The sequence below is a fragment of the Burkholderia sp. Bp8994 genome (assembly GCF_003853805.1).
In the GTDB taxonomy this organism is placed as follows: Bacteria; Pseudomonadota; Gammaproteobacteria; order Burkholderiales; family Burkholderiaceae; genus Burkholderia.
In genome coordinates this window covers 181,808-199,622 of sequence record NZ_QTQH01000008.1, presented here as the reverse complement: position 1 = coordinate 199,622, position 17,815 = coordinate 181,808, and the positions used below count along the sequence as shown (strand labels likewise).

At 60.7% G+C, this 17,815-nt stretch carries 14 protein-coding genes; 13 read left to right on the top strand and 1 reads right to left on the bottom strand.

Annotated features, from left to right (window positions below):
- Positions 1-38 precede the first annotated feature (38 nt).
- Both DIE04_RS10890 and DIE04_RS10885 read left to right on the top strand, forming a co-directional pair.
- Positions 39-1,325 carry a dihydroorotase gene (locus DIE04_RS10890; RefSeq protein WP_124573017.1) on the top strand — a complete coding sequence of 429 codons (1,287 nt, stop codon included), beginning with the start codon at positions 39-41 and terminating at the stop codon, positions 1,323-1,325.
- A 19-nt stretch (positions 1,326-1,344) separates the two neighbouring features.
- A complete protein-coding gene (locus DIE04_RS10885) occupies positions 1,345-2,202 on the top strand; it encodes a 1-acyl-sn-glycerol-3-phosphate acyltransferase (protein ID WP_124488744.1) in 858 nt (285 codons plus the stop codon).
- Between the two features lie 33 nt (positions 2,203-2,235).
- Here the strand turns inward: DIE04_RS10885 and DIE04_RS10880 are convergent, their stop codons facing one another.
- A complete protein-coding gene (locus DIE04_RS10880; protein ID WP_124529009.1) occupies positions 2,236-3,075 on the bottom strand; it encodes a symmetrical bis(5'-nucleosyl)-tetraphosphatase in 840 nt (279 codons plus the stop codon).
- 342 nt (positions 3,076-3,417) lie between these two features.
- On the opposite strand from DIE04_RS10880, the gene rfbB reads away from it, so the two are divergent.
- From rfbB to DIE04_RS10825, 11 genes are all read left to right on the top strand, one after another.
- Positions 3,418-4,479, top strand: a complete 1,062-nt coding sequence (gene rfbB, locus DIE04_RS10875) for a dTDP-glucose 4,6-dehydratase (protein ID WP_124573015.1) — start codon at positions 3,418-3,420, stop codon at positions 4,477-4,479.
- Between the two features lie 11 nt (positions 4,480-4,490).
- Positions 4,491-5,384, top strand: a complete 894-nt coding sequence (gene rfbA / locus DIE04_RS10870; protein ID WP_124529013.1) for a glucose-1-phosphate thymidylyltransferase RfbA — start codon at positions 4,491-4,493, stop codon at positions 5,382-5,384.
- Complete coding sequence (gene rfbC / locus DIE04_RS10865) at positions 5,369-5,920, top strand: dTDP-4-dehydrorhamnose 3,5-epimerase (protein WP_124529015.1); 552 nt, start codon at positions 5,369-5,371, stop codon at positions 5,918-5,920. The genes rfbA and rfbC overlap by 16 nt, the downstream gene beginning before the upstream one ends.
- The gene (gene rfbD / locus DIE04_RS10860) at positions 5,913-6,812 is read left to right on the top strand and encodes a dTDP-4-dehydrorhamnose reductase (RefSeq protein WP_124529017.1); all 900 of its coding nucleotides are present in this window, start codon (positions 5,913-5,915) and stop codon (positions 6,810-6,812) included. Before rfbC ends, rfbD begins: the two co-directional genes overlap by 8 nt.
- Before the next feature lie 191 nt (positions 6,813-7,003).
- Complete coding sequence (locus tag DIE04_RS10855) at positions 7,004-7,681, top strand: hypothetical protein (RefSeq protein WP_124529019.1); 678 nt, start codon at positions 7,004-7,006, stop codon at positions 7,679-7,681.
- An 86-nt stretch (positions 7,682-7,767) separates the two neighbouring features.
- A complete protein-coding gene (locus DIE04_RS10850) occupies positions 7,768-11,178 on the top strand; it encodes a glycosyltransferase (RefSeq protein ID WP_185500342.1) in 3,411 nt (1,136 codons plus the stop codon).
- Between the two features lie 188 nt (positions 11,179-11,366).
- Positions 11,367-12,179: an ABC transporter permease gene (locus DIE04_RS10845; protein ID WP_124529023.1), complete on the top strand. Its 813-nt coding sequence runs from the start codon at positions 11,367-11,369 to the stop codon at positions 12,177-12,179.
- A 17-nt stretch (positions 12,180-12,196) separates the two neighbouring features.
- Entirely contained in the window at positions 12,197-13,579 is a 1,383-nt protein-coding gene (locus DIE04_RS10840) for an ABC transporter ATP-binding protein (RefSeq protein ID WP_124529025.1), read from the top strand.
- 31 nt (positions 13,580-13,610) lie between these two features.
- A complete protein-coding gene (locus DIE04_RS10835) occupies positions 13,611-14,216 on the top strand; it encodes an acyltransferase (protein WP_185500341.1) in 606 nt (201 codons plus the stop codon).
- A gap of 134 nt (positions 14,217-14,350) precedes the next feature.
- On the top strand, positions 14,351-15,418 hold the full coding sequence (locus tag DIE04_RS10830) for a hypothetical protein (RefSeq protein WP_124529029.1): 1,068 nt from the start codon (positions 14,351-14,353) through the stop codon (positions 15,416-15,418).
- Positions 15,419-15,584: 166 nt separating this feature from the next.
- Entirely contained in the window at positions 15,585-17,807 is a 2,223-nt protein-coding gene (locus DIE04_RS10825; protein ID WP_124573012.1) for a glycosyltransferase, read from the top strand.
- Positions 17,808-17,815 lie beyond the last annotated feature (8 nt).

Genomic DNA, 17,815 nt, shown 5'->3' with positions numbered 1-17,815 from the left:
ATCCTTATTCACGCAATCAACGCATTTACAGACAGCGCATGAAGATTCATATCAAAGGCGGCACGCTGATCGACCCGGTCGCCGGCACCGAGCGGCAGGCCGACGTATTCGTCGCGGACGGCAAGATCGCCGCGCTCGCGGCAGCAGGTACGGCGCCGGCCGGTTTCGACGCGGACAAGACGATCGACGCGTCGGGCCTGATCGTCGCGCCCGGTCTCGTCGACCTGTGCGCGCGGCTGCGCGAGCCCGGCTACGAGCACAAGGCGACGCTCGCGTCCGAGATGGCCGCGGCCGTCGCGGGCGGCGTGACGACCCTCGTGTGCCCGCCGGACACCGACCCCGTGCTCGACGAGCCGGGCCTCGTCGAGATGCTCAAGTTCCGTGCCCGCAACCTGCGCCAGGCGAACGTCCATCCGCTCGGCGCGCTCACCGTCGGCCTCAAGGGCGAAGTGATCACCGAGATGGTCGCGCTGACCGAATCGGGCTGCGTCGGCTTCACGCATGCGAACGTGCCGGTGCGCGACACGCAGGTGCTGCTGCGCGCGCTGCAATACGCGAGCACCTACGGCTACACGACGTGGCTGCGGCCGCTCGACGCGTTCATCGGCCGCGGCGGCGTCGCCGCGAGCGGCGCGCTCGCGTCGCGGCTCGGGCTGTCCGGCGTGCCGGTCGCGGCAGAGACGATCGCGCTGCACACGATCTTCGAACTGATGCGCGTGACGGGCGCGCGCGTGCACCTTGCGCGCCTGTCGTCCGCGGCCGGCCTTGCGCTCGTGCGCGCGGCGAAGGCCGAGGGGCTGCCCGTGACGTGCGACGTCGGCGTGAACCACCTGCACCTGATCGACGTCGACATCGGCTACTTCGATTCGCAGTTCCGGCTCGATCCGCCGCTGCGCGGCGAGCGCGATCGCGAAGCGATCCGCGCGGCGCTCGCCGACGGCACGATCGATGCGATCTGTTCCGATCACACGCCGGTAGACGACGACGAGAAGCTGCTGCCGTTCGCCGAAGCGACGCCGGGCGCGACGGGGCTCGAACTGCTGCTGTCGCTCACGGTGAAGTGGGCCGATGAAACGAACACGCCGCTCGCGCAGGCGCTGCGCCGCATCACGGCCGCGCCGGCCGACGTGCTGCAGTTGCCGGCAGGCCGCCTGGCCGAAGGCGGCGCGGCCGACCTGTGCGTGTTCGACCCGCGCGCGCACTGGCGCGTCGAGCCGCGCGTGCTGAAGAGCCAGGGCCACAACTCGCCGTTCCTCGGCTACGAACTGCCGGCCTGCGTGCGTGCGACGCTCGTGGCGGGGCAGGTCGCGTTCGAGCGTCACTGAACCCAGCCGGATCTTCGCCATGACCGCTCTTCGCAAGCTGCGTCTCGTCTTTCACCTGCTGCGCGGTATGGCGATCGTCGCGCTGCGCTTTTCGCATGTCGGCCCCGCGCGGCGCCTCGAACTCACGCGCCGCTGGTCGCTCAAGCTGCTGCGGATCTGCGGGATGCGCCTCGTCGTCCACAACGACGGGGCGCGTCTCGACGCGGGGGCGCTCGTCGTCGGCAACCACGTGTCGTGGCTGGACATCTACACCGTCAACGCGTGGCGGCCGACGCCGTTCGTGTCGAAGGCCGAGGTGCGGCAATGGCCGGTGGTCGGCTGGCTGGCGGAGAAGCTCGACACCGTGTTCCTGCAGCGCGAGAAGCGCACCGAGGCGATGCGGGTCATGCACGAGATGGCCGACCGGTTGCGCAACGGCGGTGTGATGTGTGTGTTTCCGGAGGGCACGACGTCGGACGGGCAGGCGCTGCTGCCGTTCCACGCGAACCTGTTTCAGGCCGCGGTGTCGGCCGGCTGCGCGGTGCAGCCGATCTGCCTCATGTACGAGGACGCGCAGCGGCGGCAGTCGGTCGCGCCGGCCTATACGGGCGAACTGTCGCTCGGGACGTCGCTCGACATGGTGCTGCGCGGCGGCCCGCTCGTCGCGCATCTCTACGTGTGCGAGCCAATCGCGCCGGGCGGTGATCGGCGCACGACGTCGGCGGCGGCCCGCGATGCGATCGCCGCCGCGCTGGCGACGTTGCAGGAGAAGGTCGGCAAGCCGTCGGCCGAGTCGCTCGCGGAGCTGCAGAAGCATGCATATCCGGCGACCGAGCTCGGTGGCGGTGCGGCGGGTGAGGCGGCGGCCGAGGAGCCGGTGCCGGGGCGGGAGGGGTGATGCTTCATTCCGCCCGCACGCCGCGCGTGCGGGTCATTCGCCGCCCGGCGTGCGGCACGCGTCGCACTGCACCTGCGTGACCGTACGCTGTGCCGGGTCGGCCGTCAGTCGCACGGCCGACAGCTGATTTCCCCATACGCACCCCGAATCGAGCGCGACGACGTTGTCGCGCAGCATCAGGCCGAGCGCGGCCCAGTGCCCGAACACGACCGTTACGTTTTCGGTGCGGCGCGCCGGTACGTCGAACCACGGCAGGTAGCCCGGTGGCGCGCTGTCGGGGCCGCCGTTCGCCTTGAACTCCATCGCGCCATCGGGCGTGCAGAACCGCAAGCGCGTGAACGCGTTGAACGCGACGCGCATCCGGTCGCGTTTTTTCAGGTTCGGACTCCATTGATTCGGTTCGTTGCCGTACAGGCCTTGAAGCGTGTCGCGCCAGTCGGGGGCGCGCAGTGCGCGCTGGAGTTCGTCCGCGAGTTCGAGCGCGAGCGATGTGTCCCATTGCGGCAGTACGCCCGCGTGCACGAGCAGCATGTCGTTTTCGAAGTGCGCGAACGGGCGGTGGCGGACCCAGTCCAGCAGCGCGTCGGCGTCGGGTGCGTCGAGGATTTCGCCGATCGTGTCGCCCGGGCGTTCGGTGCGGATGCCGGCTGACACCGCGAGCAGATGGAGGTCGTGGTTGCCGAGCACGACGGTCGCGCGCGGGCCGAGGTCGACCAGCGCGCGCAGCGCGGCGAGGGAGTCGGGGCCGCGGTTGACGATGTCGCCGGCGATCCATAGCGGGGTGTCGGCGGGGGCTGAAAGCTTTTCGGACAGCGACTGGAAAGCTGAATGACAGCCTTGGATGTCGCCGATGGCGATGGGGGGGCGGGTCATGAGAGGCAGTTGTTACAGGTCTTGACACTGGATGGGAAAAGGCGCACTGCGGAAGCGCGCCCATGCACAATATTGTGCCAGTTTAACGTATTGATTTAAAACATAATTTCATGCGTTCTGCCGATGCGGACCACTGTTTCAAGTTGTTAGCAGCGTGGCTTTTGCGGAGGCTTGCTTCCTATAATTGCGGCTTCCTCGACAGAATTAGCATTTCATGACTTTGACGGTCACGGTGAGAAGTTAGAATTCCCGCCTTGAGCGACGCGTACATCGATGCCGTCGCTGTTCGAAATGATGGCGGCTCGTACTTGAGGCCTGCCGTGTATGACTAGAGGGAGCCTCATGATCCTGGTGACGGGGGGCGCGGGTTTTATCGGCGCCAATTTTGTACTCGACTGGCTGCGTCAATCCGACGAGGCCGTGCTCAATGTCGACAAGTTGACCTACGCCGGCAATCGTCGCACGCTGCAGTCGCTGGACGGGAACCCGGAACACGTGTTCGTACGGGCCGATATTTGCGACCGGGCAGCACTCGATGCGCTGTTCGCGCACCACAAGCCTCGCGCAGTCCTGCATTTCGCTGCGGAAAGCCACGTCGATCGCTCGATTCACGGGCCGGCGGATTTTGTTCAGACCAATGTGGTGGGCACGTTCACGCTGCTCGAAGCCGCACGGACATACTGGAACGGCCTCGGCGAAGCGGACAAATTGGCCTTTCGTTTTCTGCACGTATCGACGGATGAAGTGTTCGGCTCGTTGTCGGCGACTGATCCGCAGTTCTCGGAAACCACGCCGTATGCGCCGAACAGTCCTTATTCGGCGACCAAGGCCGGCTCCGATCATCTTGTGCGCGCCTATCATCATACGTACGGCCTGCCCACGCTCACCACGAACTGCTCGAACAATTACGGCCCGTACCAGTTCCCCGAGAAACTCATTCCGCTGATGATTGCCAATGCGCTCGCCGGCAAGCCGCTGCCCGTCTACGGCGACGGGCAGAACGTGCGCGACTGGCTGTATGTCGGCGACCACTGCAGCGCGATTCGTGAAGTGCTCGCGCGCGGCGAGCCCGGCGAGACGTACAACGTCGGCGGCTGGAACGAGAAGAAGAACCTCGAGGTCGTGCATACGCTGTGCGATTTGCTCGATCAGGCGCGTCCGAAGGCAACCGGTTCGTACCGTGATCAGATCACCTACGTGACGGACCGTCCCGGCCATGATCGTCGTTATGCGATCGATGCGCGCAAGCTCGAGCGCGATCTCGGCTGGAAGCCCGCCGAGACGTTCGAGACCGGTCTCGCGAAGACGGTGCGCTGGTATCTCGACAACCAGGTATGGGTCGACGAGGTGGCCTCGGGCGAATACCTCAAGTGGGTTGAAACCAACTACGCGGAACGCGCGTAAGGGGAACGGACATGGCGCGCAAGGGCATCATTCTCGCCGGCGGTTCCGGCACGCGACTGTATCCGGTCACGCACGTCGTATCGAAGCAGCTCCTGCCGGTGTACGACAAGCCGATGATTTACTACCCGCTTTCAACACTGATGGTCGCGGGCATCCGCGATGTGCTGATCATCTCGACCCCGCAGGATACGCCGCGCTTCGAAGCCATGCTCGGCGACGGCAGCCAGTGGGGGATGAACATCCAGTATGCGGTGCAGCCGTCACCGGACGGCCTTGCGCAGGCTTTCATCATCGGCCGGGATTTCGTCGGTAACGATCCTTCGGCGCTCATCCTCGGCGACAACATCTTTTACGGGCACGATCTCGCGAAGCAACTCGAGCGCGCATATGCGGCCGAGGCCGGGGCTACGGTGTTTGCCTACCACGTGCACGATCCCGAGCGTTATGGCGTCGTCGAATTCGATGCGTCGTTCCGTGCATTGTCGATCGAGGAGAAGCCCGCGAAACCGCGTTCGAACTACGCGGTCACGGGGCTGTATTTCTACGACAACCGCGTGTGCGACATCGCCGCCGACATCAAGCCGTCGGCGCGCGGCGAGCTGGAAATTACCGACATCAACTCGCGATATCTCGCGGATGGTGCGCTGAACGTCGAAATCATGGGGCGCGGTTACGCATGGCTCGACACGGGTACCCACGATTCGCTGATCGAAGCGGCAAGCTTCATCGCGACATTGCAGAAGCGGCAGGGACTGGTCGTTGCATGCCCTGAAGAGATTGCGTACCGCAGGCACTGGATCGACGCGGAGCAGGTGCTGAAGCTGGCGCAACCGCTGTCGAAGAACGCTTACGGGCAGTACCTCAGGAACCTTCTCACGAATCAGGTCGCATGGCTATCCAGGTAACGGCAACGGCGCTGCCCGAAGTCAAGATCATCGAACCGAAGGTGTTCGGCGACGCGCGAGGGTATTTCTACGAGAGCTTCAACGAGCGCGAATTCGCGGAGCAGATCGGGCCACGCATCGAGTTCGTTCAAGACAATCATTCGCGTTCGACGAAGGGCGTGTTGCGCGGGCTTCACTATCAGATCGAGCACGCGCAAGGGAAGCTTGTGCGTGTGGTGGAAGGTAAGGTATTCGATGTCGCGGTCGATATCCGGCGCAGTTCGTCGAACTTCGGCAAGTGGGTTGGCGTGATGCTGTCGGCGGACAACCATCGCCAGCTTTGGGTGCCGCCCGGCTTCGCGCACGGCTTCGTTGTGCTATCGGCGGCAGCGCAGTTCCTTTACAAGACGACTGATTACTGGTTCGCCGAGCACGAGCGCTGCATTGTATGGAACGATGCGGAGATCGGCATCGAGTGGCCCATCGATGGCGAGCCGCTACTGGCAGCGAAAGATGCGGCGGGCAAATGTCTGAGCGAGGCCGAAGTCTATGCGTGAGGGCCACATGCGTCCTGCCCCGACCATTCTCGTGACGGGTGTCAACGGGCAAGTGGGATTCGAACTATTGCGTACGCTGCAGGGGCTCGGCCATGTGGTGGCGTGCGACCGGACGATGCTCGATTTGTCGGATCTGGATCAGGTGCGGGCCGTGGTGCGTGACCTGAAGCCGGCGGTCATCGTGAATCCTGCGGCTTATACCGCCGTGGACCAGGCCGAAACGGCCATCGATGCCGCACGGCGCCTGAATACCGATGTGCCGCGCGTGCTTGCGCAGGAAGCGTTGCGGCTCAACGCGTTGCTCGTTCATTACTCGACCGACTATGTGTTCGACGGCACGAAGGAAGGGGTCTATGTCGAAACGGACGAGACCAATCCGCAGAATGTGTACGGCCTGACCAAGCTTGACGGCGAGCGGGCCATTGCAGCGACGGGTTGCGATCACTTGATATTGCGTACGAGTTGGGTCTACGGGCGTCGAGGCAAGAACTTCCTGCTCACGATGCTCAAGCTTGCTGCCGAGCGATCCGAACTGCGGGTTGTGGTCGATCAACTCGGGGCGCCGACCTGGTCGAATTCGATTGCCGCTGCAACCGCACATATTCTGGCGCAGTGCCTGGCACCGAATGCCGGTAACGTTCGAGCGCCACAATCGGGTGTCTATCATCTTGCTGCCGGCGGGGAGACATCATGGCATGGCTTTGCGCAGGAAATTTTCCGACTGGCGCTGGGCGACAAGGCGCCGCGAGTGTTGCCGATCGCCGCGAGCGAATACCCGACGCCGGCGCGGCGCCCCGCAAACTCGCGCATGTCCGGGGCGAAACTGGCCGGTACGTTCGGCATACGGATGCCGGCATGGAATGAGGCGCTCCGACTATGTCTGGATTCCTGAATGGATGGCGATCTGGTTGCGGTTGGGCAAAGCGACCGTTGCGATAAACTAATCGGCTCCGTGTGCGTTGCCCTGTCGGTCCGCCGGCGAGTGCGCCGCAATTGCGTGCGGATGTCTCGAGGTCGGATGCGTCGGCATTGTCGATGGGAGACAATGCCCGGCGAATCGATTCAATGAATGGTGCTGTAGCGATGGACTCAACGTCACAAAATTTTGCTTCCGGCGAGCCTGCTCAGTCGGCCGATGCTCTCGCGGTGCTGCAGACTCGCATAGAGGAGCTCGAGGCCGAGCTTGTCCAGGCGCGGGCGCTGGCTCGTGAGGCAACGATGCGTGCGCGGCGGAACAGTTATCAGGCATCCGCAGCGCAGGCGCATGCAGATGCGGCAGAGCGCCAACTGAGTTCGGTTCTGTCCAGTTCGTCCTGGCGCATCACCGCTCCGGTTCGCGTTGTGGCGCATGTCGCGAAATCTGCAATCCGGTTCGCGCGTGATCCATCGTGGTCGGTATTGAAGCGGCGCAGCATCTCGCTGCTTCGCGAAGCAGCGCGCCGGAGCGCATTGGCGCGGGCGGTGGTGTTTTGGGTGCGCGATCGCCATCCGCGACTTTGGGCGCGACTTGCGCCGCTGGCGGCTCCTCGCTTTGCCGGGGCGCAGTCCATCTCGGTTACACGCTGGAAGGAAGGGAGCGTGTCTCGCCGGAACTACGCTGAACTGGTTGCCGCACGGGCGCCGCAATGTGATCGAGCCACCATCGATGGTTTTCTCGACGCAAGCATGAGAGGCGTCGACTCCCGAAAGCTTGCCGGACGCCTTGCCGAAATCTGTGCCGCTACCATGCCGGGCCGCGATAGCGGAACGGCTGCGCCTTGACTGCGACGAAATCAGGTAGCAGTTCTTACATCATGCACAACGGAGTAACACGCGCAGTGGGTTCATCAAACACCGTATCGGGAATCATGGCCGACATCGAGGGTAAGTCATTCCCTGCGCAGTCACGGCGAACGGGCGCCATCCATCAGTTTCATTCCGGAAGTGCCGTTGCGGATGCCGTGACCAATAGTATGTTCATGATCCAGGCGCTGCTGCGCGAGCTGGGTTTCGAATCCGATATCTTTGCCGAACACGTCGCGCCGGAACTGACGGGCAGTATCCGCTATTTCAGGGAGTACGCCGAGTCCAAAGAAGACGTAATGTTGTTGCATCATTCGATGGGACATGATCAGGACGAGTGGGTCATGAATCTGTCGTGCACGACGATTCTGATCTATCACAACATTACGCCCGAATCGTTTTTCGACGAGCGTTCTCCTTTCAGACATTATTCGGCCAAGGGCCGTGCCCAACTCGATGCGTTTCGTGAGCACTTCGCGGCAGCAATCGCGGTGTCCGATCTCAATGCGCGAGAGCTGACCGAACGCGGCTACGAAAAGGTTACGACGATTCCGCTCCTGATCGATGCGGCAAAGATTCGCTCGGCAGAATGGAACGATGTGCTCGTTCAGGAGCAGTCACAGGTGATGACGGTCTTGTTCGTCGGCCGCATCTCGCCGAACAAGGCGCATCGGGATCTCGTCGAAGCAGCGGCCCAACTGCGGGCAATGATGCCCCGGCCGTTCCAGTTCGTGTTTGTCGGGGGGTACGGAGAAGAGGAGCCTTACTATCTCGAACTGCGGCAACTGATCGACGAGCTCGAATTGGGCGAGATCGTTCGGTTTGCGGGGAAGGTTCCTGATGCGGATCTTTATGGCTGGTACCGGGCGGCAAGTGCGTTTCTGTGTCTCAGCGATCATGAGGGGTTTGGTGTTCCGCTAATCGAGGCGATGACTTTCGACGTACCGGTGATCGCGTATGCGAGTAGCAATATCGAGTCGACGCTTGGCGGCGCCGGGCTGCTCATTCACGACAAGCACCCGCAAGCCGTCGCCGCGCTTTTGCGCGCCGTATCCGAAGACCGCGCGCTGCGTCGCGCGATAGTTGTCGAGCAGCGCAAGCGGGTTCGACAATTTGAGCGTCCCGCGCTGCTGGAGCAGTTGCAGCAGTTCCTGCGCCAGCACGGTGTCGAGATTCCGCAGCCGATCGACACGTACCCTCGTACCGATGGGGAGCGTCCACCACGCTATCAAGTCGAGGGGCCGTTCGAGACGTCATACAGTCTCGCACTGACCAATCGAGAACTGGCTTTCGCACTGGACCGTGCAAATCCGGGTGAAGTCGGCTTGTTTGCGACTGAGGGGCCGGGCGACTATGCGCCAGACGTTCGAAAAATCAGCGCGATCCGCGGGCTTCCCGAGCTCGCGGCGCGTGGCAGCAAGCGCAGTGGTGCGGACGTTGTGGTCCGCGACCTCTATCCGCCGCGCGTTCACGACATGGACGGACTGTACAATTTCCTGCATTTCGCATGGGAAGAGTCGGAACTGCCTGCTGCCTGGGTCGGTGCATTCAACGAGCATCTCGATGGAGTGGCCGCGATATCGACGTTCGTCGCAAAGGTCATGCGAGACAATGGCTATGCAGGGCTGATTGCTTCTGTCGGCAATGGCGTCGATCATGTCGCCCGAGCCGAGCGGCTCGAATATCGCGGCCCGCTCGGAAAGGGCTTTCGTTTTCTGCACATATCATCCTGCTTTCCGCGCAAGAGTGTCGACGTGTTGCTCGACGCGTTCGCGAAGGCCTTCACCACGCGCGACGATGTATCGCTGACTATCAAGACGTTTCCCAATCCTCACAATAAGGTTTCTGCCCAGATCCAGGCTTTGCGCCGGCGCTACCCCGACTGTCCGGAGATTGTCCTCGTCGAGGAAGACCTGAACGCTGGCGAGATCGTGGACCTTTACCAACGGTGCCACGCATTCGTGGCGCCGTCTCGCGGGGAGGGTTTTGGGTTGCCCATGGGCGAGGCGATGTGGTTCGGTCTACCCGTTATCACCACGGCGTTTGGTGGCCAGGCCGACTTCTGTACGGCCGAGACCGCGTGGCTTGTCGACTTTACGTTCGAGCGCGCCAAGACGCACCTTGGGTTGTTCGACTCCGTCTGGGCGGAACCCAACGTCGACAGTCTTGTCGCTCAACTGAAAGCGGTGCGTGAAGCGACGGCTGAAACACGTGCCGAAAAGGCGGAGCGCGGTCGTGCATTGCTCGAGTCGCGTTTCACGTGGGACCGTTGTGCCGAGCGACTGATGGCGCTGGAAGCGTCGGTCCGGCGTCTGGAGCCTGGGTCCGCTCGGCGAATGCGGCTCGCATGGATTTCGTCGTGGAACACGAAATGCGGAATCGCGACCTATTCATCATTCCTGGTCGGTGGTCTCGATCCGGCATGGTTCGATGTCAGGATTCTCGCCTCGCGCGATCCCGCCGTCGTCATCGAGGACGGTCCGGGAGTGACGCGCTGCTGGACGGATCAGCGTGGCCGCATCGACGACTTGCTGGCAGAACTCGATCGATGCCGGCCGGACGCGATCATGTTGCAGCACAACTTCGGCTTCTTCAGCATGCCTTCGACGTCTCGAATCGTCGAGTATGCGAACGCACACGACATTCCGATCGTGATTACCTTTCACTCGACGAAGGATGTCGATACGCCGGACTATCAGGCATCGCTGTCGGAAATCGCTGGCGCGCTGCGTGGTGCCGACCGCTTGCTCGTGCATAGTATCGACGACCTGAATCGGCTGCGGATGTTGGGCCTCGTTGATAACGCGACGCTGTTTCCGCATGGCGTGCATGCACGCGAGTCGTCCGACCGGCTTGCGTGCCGGACGGCGTTGAACATTCCCGCCGATGCTCCGGTAATTGCAACGTATGGATTCCTGCTTCCGCACAAAGGCCTGGAGGAGATCATCGAAGCGTTCTCGATGATGTCAAAAGAGCTGCCGCAGGCGCGTCTGTTAATGGTCAACGCGCTGTATCCGGTTCGCGATTCGGAGTTGACGGCGGAACGATGCAGCAATCTGATCAAGACGCTCAATCTCGAAGGCCGTGTGCAGATGATTACCGACTTCCTGCCCGATCGCGAGAGCTTCGCGTATCTGGATGCGGCCGACCTCGTCGTGTTTGCATATCAGGATACGGCCGAATCGGCGAGCGGTGCCGTGCGGTACGGACTGGCTGCCAATCGGCCGGTGGCCTGCACACCGATACCGATCTTTGACGATCTCGGCGACCTCGTACATCGGTTCTCGGGCACCGATGCGCGCGCGATTTCCGCTGATCTGGCTACGCTGCTCGGCGATTCCTCGCTGCTGCGAAGCAAGGCCGGTGCTCAGGCGGCGTGGATCCAAGCCCGGTCGTGGGACGAGATGTCGGCGCGGCTCGGCGGGATTGTCCGCGGGCTCGTCGCCGAGCGGTCGTCTGTCAGCCGAGGTGGCTGATAAAATGATGAGTTTGCCAAGCGGGAGCCGGGCAAGGGACGCGTGTCACCGCTGTTGATCGCCATCTCCGTCGGCCCCGTGCAAAAGGGCTAAAAGGCGCCTGAGTTCGTCGCGCAACACGTTCGCGAGGCGCGTGTCATTCGAGTCCGCCTTCGAAGGGACTCTAATTAATTGGGTATCGAAAACCGATGCAGGACAAAGCACATCACTCCGTCGGGAGTTCACTGAGGTTGGCGTGGATGCTTGCGAAGCGAGATCTGAAGAATCGCTACGCCAGCTCGTACGCGGGTACGGCATGGAACGTCGGCGTACCGCTGCTTTACTCCCTCATCAACGTGGTCGTGTTCTCGATCCTGATGCGGGGACGAATGGGGGCCCAATACGGTGACATTCCGTTTGCCCTTTTCTATTTCGTGCCATTCTCGCTGTGGACAGTATTCACCGAAGTGACGGGGCGCAGCACCGGCATCCTGCGGGAATACAGCTATCTCATCAGCAAGATCGCGTTTCCGGTCTGGGTCTTGCCGCTGATTCCACTCACGTCGGCGCTGATCAGTCAGGGCATCATTTTTGTTTTCGTAATCGGCCTGTTGATCATTAAGGGTGTCGTGCCGGGAGCCATGATCTGGATGTTTCCCATTATCTGGGCTCTCTCGCTTGCGATTTCGATCGGCTTTGCCTATGGCATCTCGGCCATTTCGGTCTATGTCCCGGACATGGTGCCGATCGTTCCGCTGTGCACGAACATCATCTTTTGGCTCACGCCGATCCTGTATCCGGCGACGATGGTGGAGGCATCGCGCATGATCTGGATGCGCAACATCGTCATGACGCTCAATCCGTTCTACTACATGGTGGAGACATCTCGGCAAGCCGTGTTTCCCGGGATTCCGTTCAATTGGGAATATGTCGGAATTCTGATCGTTGTAGCGGTGGGTGCCGTTGCGATCGGTGCATATATTTTTCGCAAGCTGAAGCCTGGCTTCGCAGACGTCCTTTAAAGGTCAAGAGTTAGTTCATGTCGACACAAGATCGCTCCAAGGTTATCGAGCTGAGCAATATCAGCAAGATCTACCGTTCGTATTCTTCGCCGCGACATCGCTTGCTCGAGTTGATGTCGGCGGGCAAGAGGCAATATTTTCGCGAAACTCGTGCGCTGGACGACGTTTCATTCTCGCTTGAGAAAGGCGACCGATTCGGTGTAGTAGGGGAAAACGGCAGCGGCAAGAGTACGCTCCTGAAGGTCCTGGCCGGCGTACTCAATCCGAGTACCGGTTTGGTCAATGTCTCCGGGCGCGTATCGGCGCTTCTCGAACTGGGCGCAGGGTTTAATCCGGAACTGTCTGGACGCGAAAACATCGTCCAGTTCTGCATGCTGCATGGCATGCTGCAAGAGCAGGCCATTGCCGCTCAGCCGGAAATCATCAGGTTCAGTGAACTGGGCGATGCAGTCGATCATCCCGTCAAGACATACAGCAGCGGGATGGCAGTGCGGCTCGGGTTTGCATGCGCAGTCTACGTGCAACCCGACATTCTGATCGTTGACGAGGCGCTGAGCGTCGGCGATGCATACTTTCAGAACAAGTGCCTGCACAAGATCCGCACGATGCTTGATGAAGGGACGACGTTCATCTACGTGACGCATGCTGCGGATTCGGTGCGTGCACTTTGCAATCGAGGCCTCTGGCTCGAGAAAGGGCGCGTTCGACTGCTCGGCAGTTCGAAGCAGGTCGGCGCCGCATACCAGAGTGAAGTGTTCAGCCGGATGGTACGAGCTGGTATCGACGTCACCGAAGTCGATGATGACGACGTCTCGGCGGATACGCAAGCCACGGCCGGCGAACCGGTGACGACGCGTACGCATGTGCGCCCCGACAAGGCCCGGACGCGCGCATTTTCATCGCGTGTCGAGCCGTTGCGTACCGGCACCGGCGAGATCCGGATTGACGATATCAGCGTCATCGATCCGGAGGGCAATGAGTGCGACACCATCGACATCGAGAAGAAGATGCGCGTTCGCGTTTTCTTTCACGTGGTATCGCCGCCTCCCGAGCGCAGTTCCCTCGCGCTTGGCATCACCGATTCATCGGGGCGACAAATCCTGCATTTCAGTTCCGCAGTACAGGACGTGTTCCCGTCGGAGGCGACACCGCATATCCAGCATATGATGGAATTCACCTTCGCGAACCCGTTGTGTCCCGGCGAGTATGGATTGATCGCGGGGGTCGGTGTGACCACGGAGCATCCCGAAAATCGAGGGCAGAGTCTCGTCACGACCGTGATTGATTACTGCGTAGGCGGCGCGCGGTTCGCAGTGCGATTCCCCGACGAAATGGTGAAGCGGGATTTGTGGGGCGTTGTGCACGTGGACTACGATGTTTCGATGCATTCGCTCGATTGAGCGATCGCGTCGTTGCCAGTCGGATATTCACATGTTTGAGCGTCTTAGGACAAAAATCCGGGAACGATTGATTGAAGCCGTGACCGATCGTGTCATCTCGCGTCTTGCTGAATCGGCGGACTTCATGGCTCAAGTTACCCGGCGCGTGGCGGCGGAGCAATCGTCAAACGCGTCGCAGTCCGTGCCATGGGAGTCAGATTCCGTCGTCGAGCGCCTCATCGAGCGGATGACGCCGGGAATCGCGCAGCGACTGGTCATGACGCCGGTCGTGTTCGGCGGTGAATGGGACCGCATCTCGCTCGGAGAGGGCGTGCAATTGGTGAACACGCTGATGAATGTGTCATCAGGGCGCATCGTCATTGGCGATCAGACGTTCTTCGGTCATAACGTCAGTTTGATTACGGGCACGCATCCGTTGACTGAGCAGATGTCCGCCCGGCACGACTATCCGCGGGAAGGGCGCGATATCGTGATTGGGAAAGGGGTTTGGATTGCATCCAACGCGATCGTCGCGGGCCCGTGTACGATCGGCGACCATGCGGTGATCGCTGCGGGCGCAGTCGTGACGTGCGACGAAGTCGAGGCGGGTTGGCTGTACGGTGGCGTTCCAGCGCGCAAGATCCGGAAGTTGATTTGAGTGTACGCACGGAGCTTCAGGGCGACCTCGATACAGCAGACCTTTCGCACTGTCGAACGGAAGCCAGGGACGGAACTTCGTGAGCACCGCGCCTAGTCGCGGCAGAGAATCATTGAGCGTATTTTGAGAGTTGATTGAATATGAAGGCTGAAATTAGAAAGGTGGTGCGAGCCGTTGCGAACTGGCCGGTAGTGGGCCGACTCGTACGCATCGTGGTCGCCGCGATACGGCTCCCTGAGTTCCGCGCCGACGTCATGCATCGTCAGGACGTTTATGAACGAGATCAGCTTCCGATGCTCTTGCGCACGTTGTCGGAGTTGAACGATCGTCAACGGTTGATCGATAACGACCAAGACAATCTCGTACGATCGGTGCCCGTTGCGTTGCGACGGCTTCATGCGGACGTCAAACAACTGAAGGCCGTACTCGAAGAGCGCAAGGCGTCGGACCATGAGGCATTGGCGAAGCAGCGCGAAAGTGCGGACGCACGCCTGCCGGAAGTCGAGGCGCTTGTACGTCGCCTGGACGAGCGCTTGGGCGGCATGGACGACTCTGTTCGATATCTGCTTGGCCGCGTCGAATTCGTTCGCCGGGAATTGATGTTCGAAATGCGCTATGGCGCTTCGTCGCCGGGCGAGAAGGAAGACACGCTGAAGGCGAAGACAGAAATCATCGCGAAGGAGAAGGTGGCCGCAGCAGCCAGCAACGGTCAGTTGCGCCTTAATCTGGGTTGCGGCCATATCGCGCTGGACGGCTATTTGAATGTCGACCGCCGAGCATTGCCGGGTGTCGATATCGTCTCGGAGGTCGACGAACTGCCATTCAAGAATGGTGAGTTGACTGAAATTTTCTCCGCGCACTTGCTTGAGCATTTTCCTCAGGAGCAGATGGCCCGCGAGTTGTTGCCATACTGGTTCGGCCTTCTGAAGCCGGGTGGCGAGTTCCACGCGGTCGTTCCCGATGCACAGGCGATGATGAAGAACTACATCGACGGTGATTACCCGTACGCGTACCTGCGCGAGGTGACGTTCGGTGGTCAGGATTACGACGGCGATTTTCACTTCAACATGTTCACCCCTGAATCCATGTCGGCCATTCTGAAGGAGGCGGGGTTTGTCGATATTTCGGTGATCCAGACTGGACGACGCAACGGGAACTGCTACGAATTTGAAATCGTGGCGAAACGTGCGATACCGGCCTGATGCAACGTCTGCGATCGAGTGCAGTCGTCACCTGCCTTCGTTCGGTCAGGCCCTCGATGGCCGTGACGAAACGAAACGGCAAGCATACCGAACCACCGAATGTGCGAACGACGCCGCTTTGTCGAGTATCACCATCAAACACTGTACCGAAATATCGAGGTAACCCATGTTGAGCTTTTCGATTGTCATAAATACGCTCAATCGTGCCGCATTGTTGCAGAAGACGTTAGAGAGTTTTCGCTGGATTCGGTACGCTGGTGACTTCGAAGTCATCGTAGTGAACGGGCCGTCGACTGATGGGTCGGCGGACGTGATTTCGTCCTGGTCGTCGTTCATCCGCGCCGGGACGTGTCCGGTCGCGAACCTGTCGGTTTCTCGAAACGTCGGCATCTGCATGGCCGAAGGTGACGTCGTTGCCTTTATCGATGACGATGCGATCCCGGAGCCGGAATGGCTCACACAACTCGCGGCAGCTTACGACTCTCCAGAAATCGGCGGTGCGGGTGGGCTCGTGTTCGATCAGACGGGTTACACATTCCAGTATGAGTACAGTACCGCCAATCGCTTGGGAAATTCGAACTGGGCCGCAAAGAAGAGTGCCGAGCATCTATGCTTTCCGGGATCCTATGAATTTCCTTACCTTCAGGGGACAAACGCATCATTTCGTCGGTCAGCCCTGATGGAGGTGGGCGGCTTCGACGAGGAGATCGAGTACTACCTCGATGAAACGGAGCTGTGCTGCCGATTGGTCGACGCCGGATACGTCATTCGTCAGTTGTCGAACGCGTACGTGCACCATAAATTTGCGCCGAGCCATGTTCGCGACGATCACAAGATCACGCGTTACCGGTATCCGGTGATCAAGAACAAGATCTATTTTTCGCTCAAGCACGCACGCAAATATCTGCCGCTGGAAGAGATCTTCGACGACAACCGGAAGTTTTCGCAAGGACACCAAAACGATATTCGCTTCCATATAGACGGCGGCCGTCTTGACAAGTCGGAACTCGACAAATTCAAGGAGGAGAATGCCCGCGCCTGGGATACCGGCGTTGAACATGGATTGAACGGGCACGCGGAACTGATCACCGCCGAAAAGAAGGCACGTGTCGCTGGCGAATTCAAGAAATTCCAGACATTCGGTGATTCGAGTCAGGACGCAATTGTGTTGATCGCGCGCGATTATCCGCCGGCGCAAGCAGGTGGAATTGCCACGTTCAACAAGGATCTTGCCGAAGGGCTCGGCTCGGAAGGCCGAATCGTTCACGTGATTACACAGAGCCCGGATTTCAATCGTGTCGATTTCGAAAATGGGGCGTGGATTCACCGTATCGTAACGAAAGAGATGGGGCGTTCCAGCGATGCCGTCGAGAGGAATATTCCCGCCCACATCTGGAACTGGTCGGCAACGGCGCTCGAGGAAGTCGAGCGCATTGCGTCGCATCGCAAGATCGGCGTGGTCGAAGCACCGATCTGGGACTGCGAGGGATGCGCATTCCTGTTCGACGGTCGTTGGCCGGTAGTGACGAGTTTGCACACGACGCTGCACTTCTGGATTCAGACGCATCCCGAGTACGCCGCCGATGCCGCGTGGATGAAGTCGTTCGGCAAGCCGATGCTCGCGCTGGAGCAGGAAATGATGACTCGCGTAAACGCGGTTCGCGCCAATAGTCGGGCGATCGTGACCGAGATCGAGGCAGCGTACGGATTCAAATTCGATCAACAGAAGACGATCGTCGTGCCGCACGGCCTTGCGGCAAATGCGCCCACGTCGAAGGGGAAGCCTACGTCAAACCCCGATGTTGTCACGCTGCTGTTTGTCGGTCGACTTGAGCCGCGCAAAGGCATTGACGTGTTATTGGAGGCGCTTCCGGATGTACTCGCAGAAACACCGAACCTGAAGGTGCGGGTGATCGGTGATGACACGCTGCCGGGTCCGACCGGACGTCCCTTCAAGGACGTTTTTCTCGATTCGGATGCCGGGCGCAAGTGGGGCGATCGTTTGTCGTTCGAGGGCCGTGTGCCGGATGAGGTGGTGCGCGCGGCTTATGCCGAATGCGACGTCTTTATCGCCCCGAGTCGATTCGAATCGTTTGGTCTCGTGTTCCTCGAGGCCATGCGCGAAGGAAAGCCTGTGATCGGATGCGCCGCGGGCGGGATGCCAGAGGTGGTTTCGCACGATGTCAACGGATTACTAGTGACACCAGGTGACGCGAAGTCGCTGGCGCAAGCAATTCGGCGGCTTGTCGACTCGTCCGAACTGCGTGAGCGTATGGGGGCTGCCGGAAAACGCCTGTTCGCGGAGCGGTTTACGGCAACGCGTATGGCATCCGAGAGTTCGGCACTTTATTCGCTTGCGATCAACAACCACCTCAATTCGGTTGCGTAATGAAAGTC

What these genes read in the sequence shown, in the direction of transcription:
- DIE04_RS10890 (WP_124573017.1), top strand. Translation starts at nt 39, where the DNA reads ATGAAGATTCATATCAAAGGCGGCACGCTGATCGACCCGGTCGCCGGC.
- DIE04_RS10885 (WP_124488744.1), top strand. Translation starts at nt 1,345, where the DNA reads ATGACCGCTCTTCGCAAGCTGCGTCTCGTCTTTCACCTGCTGCGCGGT.
- DIE04_RS10880 (WP_124529009.1), bottom strand. Translation starts at nt 3,075, where the DNA reads ATGACCCGCCCCCCCATCGCCATCGGCGACATCCAAGGCTGTCATTCA.
- rfbB (WP_124573015.1), top strand. Translation starts at nt 3,418, where the DNA reads ATGATCCTGGTGACGGGGGGCGCGGGTTTTATCGGCGCCAATTTTGTA.
- rfbA (WP_124529013.1), top strand. Translation starts at nt 4,491, where the DNA reads ATGGCGCGCAAGGGCATCATTCTCGCCGGCGGTTCCGGCACGCGACTG.
- rfbC (WP_124529015.1), top strand. Translation starts at nt 5,369, where the DNA reads ATGGCTATCCAGGTAACGGCAACGGCGCTGCCCGAAGTCAAGATCATC.
- rfbD (WP_124529017.1), top strand. Translation starts at nt 5,913, where the DNA reads ATGCGTGAGGGCCACATGCGTCCTGCCCCGACCATTCTCGTGACGGGT.
- DIE04_RS10855 (WP_124529019.1), top strand. Translation starts at nt 7,004, where the DNA reads ATGGACTCAACGTCACAAAATTTTGCTTCCGGCGAGCCTGCTCAGTCG.
- DIE04_RS10850 (WP_185500342.1), top strand. Translation starts at nt 7,768, where the DNA reads ATGGCCGACATCGAGGGTAAGTCATTCCCTGCGCAGTCACGGCGAACG.
- DIE04_RS10845 (WP_124529023.1), top strand. Translation starts at nt 11,367, where the DNA reads ATGCAGGACAAAGCACATCACTCCGTCGGGAGTTCACTGAGGTTGGCG.
- DIE04_RS10840 (WP_124529025.1), top strand. Translation starts at nt 12,197, where the DNA reads ATGTCGACACAAGATCGCTCCAAGGTTATCGAGCTGAGCAATATCAGC.
- DIE04_RS10835 (WP_185500341.1), top strand. Translation starts at nt 13,611, where the DNA reads ATGTTTGAGCGTCTTAGGACAAAAATCCGGGAACGATTGATTGAAGCC.
- DIE04_RS10825 (WP_124573012.1), top strand. Translation starts at nt 15,585, where the DNA reads ATGTTGAGCTTTTCGATTGTCATAAATACGCTCAATCGTGCCGCATTG.